3 protein-coding genes are annotated in these 3,732 nt (G+C 65.2%); all 3 read left to right on the forward strand.

Annotated features, from left to right (window positions below):
* On the forward strand, nt 1–228 hold a 228-nt coding region (locus tag P0D70_RS36230; RefSeq protein WP_408188058.1), incomplete at its 5' end, for a (2Fe-2S)-binding protein.
* Between the two features lies 1 nt (nt 229).
* A complete protein-coding gene (locus tag P0D70_RS36235) occupies nt 230–2,482 on the forward strand; it encodes a xanthine dehydrogenase family protein molybdopterin-binding subunit (RefSeq protein ID WP_408188059.1) in 2,253 nt (750 codons plus the stop codon).
* A 12-nt stretch (nt 2,483–2,494) separates the two neighbouring features.
* On the forward strand, nt 2,495–3,732 hold a 1,238-nt coding region (locus P0D70_RS36240; protein ID WP_408188060.1), incomplete at its 3' end, for a c-type cytochrome.

Consider the following 3,732-nt stretch of genomic DNA (forward strand, 5'->3'; position numbering starts at 1 on the left):
GGCAACACGCCGGCGGGTCAGAAAGTGCAGCAGGCATGGCGTCAACTGGACGTGGTGCAATGCGGCTACTGCCAGTCCGGGCAGGTGATGTCGGCGGCTTCGCTGCTCGCGAGCAACCCCAATCCTACCGACGCGGACATCGACGCGGCCATGGCCGGCAATATCTGCCGCTGCGGCACATACAACCGCATCCGCGCGGCGATCAAGCAAGCCGCGAAGGGGGCCTGACATGTCCCAGGGATTGCTCGATGCACAGAACGGCGGCGCGTCTTCGAAAGGCGGCGCGCGGGCCGCGGGTGGATTGTCCCGCCGCACCTTTCTGAAGTTCGGCGTGACGGTGGGGGCGGCGGCCGGTGGCGGCCTGCTGCTCGGCTTCAGCATGCCGGCCGCCAGCCAGGATCAGAAGGCCGGCAAATCGGTGATTGGCGGCGACGGTGTCGAAACGCCGCAAAGCGGTGTGTTCGCGCCGAACGCGTTCATCCAGATCGATACTGCGGGCAAGGTCACGCTCGTGATTCCGAAGGTCGAGATGGGCCAGGGCGTCTATACGTCGATTCCGATGCTGATTGCCGAAGAGCTCGAAGTGCCGCTCGACTCGATCACCGTCGACCACGCGCCGCCGAACGAAAAGCTCTTCATGGACCCGCTGCTCGGCGGCCAGCTCACGGGCGGTTCGACCTCGATCCGCTATGCGTGGGAGCCGATGCGTAAAGCCGGCGCCGCCGCGCGCACGGTTCTGATCAGCGCGGCCGCGCAGCAATGGCAAGTCGATCCGGCGAGCTGCCATGCGCAGGCCGGGCAGGTGATTCATGAGGCCAGCAAGCGCAGCATCGGCTATGGCGAACTGGTCACCGCGGCCGCCGGTCTGCCGGCGCCGCAGAACGTCAAGCTCAAAGACCCGAAGGACTTCAAGCTGATCGGCACGCCGGCGAAGCGCCTCGACTCGCCGGAGAAAGTGGACGGTACCGCGCAGTTCGGGCTCGACGTGCGCGTGCCCGACATGGTCTATGCGGCGATTGCCAATTGTCCGGTGTTCGGCGGCACGCTCGCGAGCGTCGACGACACCCACGCGAAAAAGATCCCCGGCGTGCGTCAGGTCATCAAGATCGACAACGCGGTCGCCGTGATCGGCGACCACACCTGGGCCGCGAAGCGCGGCGTGCAGGCGCTCGTGATCAAATGGAACGAAGGCGCGGGCGCGAACGTTTCGATGAAACAGATCGTCGACGACCTGGCCGCCGCCTCGCAGCGCAACGGCGCGGTGGCGCGTAAAGACGGCGACGTCGGCAGTGCATTCAACAATGCCAAGACGCGCGTGGACGCCGTCTATCAGCAGCCGTTCCTCGCGCACGCCACCATGGAGCCGATCAACTGCACGGTGCATGTGCGCCCCGACGGCTGCGATGTCTGGCTGGGCTCGCAAGTGCCGACGCGGGTCGTGGACGCCGCCGTGGCGGTCACGGGTTTGCCCGCCGACAAGATCGTCGTGCACAACCACCTGATCGGCGGCGGCTTCGGGCGGCGGCTCGAATTCGACATGGTCACGCAGGCGGTCAAGGTCGGCAAACAGGTATCGACGCCGGTGAAGGTGGTCTGGACACGCGAAGAAGACATTCAGCACGACATGTACCGGCCGTACTACTACGACAAAATCTCCGCGGGCCTCGACGCGAACGGCAAGCCGGTTGCGTGGCAGCACCGCATCGTCGGTTCTTCGGTGATGGCGCGTTTCGCGCCGCCGGCTTTCAAGAACGGCCTCGATCCGGATGCGGTCGAAGTCGCTTCGGACCTGCCGTACGACTTGCCGAATCAACTGGTCGACTACGTTCGTCAGGAGCCGCACGCGGTTCCCACCGCATTCTGGCGCGGCGTGGGACCGACGCGCGGCACGTTCGTGGTGGAGAGCTTTATCGATGAACTCGCGGCGCAGGCCAAAGTCGATCCGGTCAAATACCGTCAGGATCTGCTCGGCAAGACGCCGCGCGCGTTGAACGTGCTCAACGTCGCCACCCAGGCGGCGAACTGGGGCAGCGCGGTGCCGAAGGGGCAGGGGCGCGGCGTGTCCGTCATGCATGCGTTCGGCAGCTTCTTCGGGATCGTCGTGGATGTCGCGGTGGATCAGGGCGAGGTGGCGGTCAAGCGTGTGGTGTGCGCGGTCGATTGCGGCATGGTGGTCAATCCGAACACGGTGGAGGCGCAGGTGCAGGGCGGCATCATCTTCGGCATCACGGCGGCGCTTTATAGCGAGATCACGATCAAGGACGGCCGCGTCGAGCAGAACAACTTCACCGACTACCGGATGTTGCGGATCGATCAGACGCCGCCTATCGAGGTGCATATCGTGAAGAGCGGCGAGGCGCCCGGCGGCATCGGCGAACCCGGCACGGCGGCGCTCGCGCCCGCGCTGACTAACGCGATCTTCGCGGCCACCGGCAAGCGGCTGCGGCAGTTGCCCGTTGGCAGCCAGTTGCAAACCGCCTGACCGGAGCCCGATATGAAAAACACACTGAAGGGTTTTGCCGTCGTGTTGAGCGTGACGCTGCCGTTGTTCGCGCAGACTCCGGCGCAGGCGGCCGCGCAATCCGCCGATCCTGCGCTCGTGCAACGTGGCGCCTATCTGGCGAAGGTCGGCGATTGTGTCGCCTGTCATACGGCGCCGAAAGGCAAGCCGTTTGCGGGCGGCCTGCCGATGACCACGCCGATGGGCCAGATCTACACCACCAACATCACGCCCGATCCGCAAACCGGCATTGGCGGTTACACGGAGGAGGACTTCGCGCGGGCCATGCGCGAAGGCGTCGCGAAAGACGGCCACAATCTCTATCCGGCGATGCCGTACCCGTCGTATGCCAAGGTCAACGACGACGACATGAAAGCGCTGTACGCGTATTTCATGAGCGGCGTGGCGCCCGTGCAGCAGGCGAACCGCGAGCCGGACATCAAGTGGCCATTGAACATGCGCTGGCCGCTGAAGTTCTGGAACATGGTGTTCCTGGAGAAAGGCGTCTACCAGGACAAGTCGGGCAAAGACGTGGCCTGGAATCGCGGCGCGTATCTGATTCAGGGGTTGGGGCACTGCGGCTCGTGCCACACGCCGCGCGGCATCGCGTTTCAGGAGAAGGCGCTCGATGAAAGCGGCAGCGCGTTTTTGACCGGCGGACTGCTCGACGGCTGGTTCGCGGCGAACCTCACCGGCGAGCACAACGTCGGTCTGGGCCGCTGGAACGATCAGGATCTGCAGGCGTTCCTGAAGACCGGCGCGAATCGCCATGCATCGGCGTTCGGTTCGATGACCAGCGTGATCAACAACAGCACGCAGAACATGAACGACACCGACATCGCCGCGATGACGACGTATCTGAAGTCGCTGCCGTCGGCGGGCGGCAGCGGCGCGCCGCCTTATACGTACGATCCGCAGGCGACCAAAGTGTCGCTGAACCGTCCCGCGAACAATGAAGGCGCGCGCGTCTACACGGCGTACTGCATGCACTGCCACGGTGTCGACGGACGCGGCTTCGCGCCGATGCTGGCGCCGTTGTCCGGCAATCCGAACGTGCTGGAAAAGGATCCGTCGTCGCTGATCAACGTGACGCTGAACGGCACCGAGGACCTGGTGATCGGCGGCATTCCCGCGCCGTATCCGATGCCGAAATACGCACCGGTGCTCAACGACCAGCAGATCGCCGATGTGCTGACCTTCGTGCGGGCGGGTTGGAACAACGGCGCGCCGGC

The organism is Paraburkholderia sp. RL17-381-BIF-C (assembly GCF_046026435.1).
In the GTDB taxonomy this organism is placed as follows: Bacteria; Pseudomonadota; Gammaproteobacteria; order Burkholderiales; family Burkholderiaceae; genus Paraburkholderia.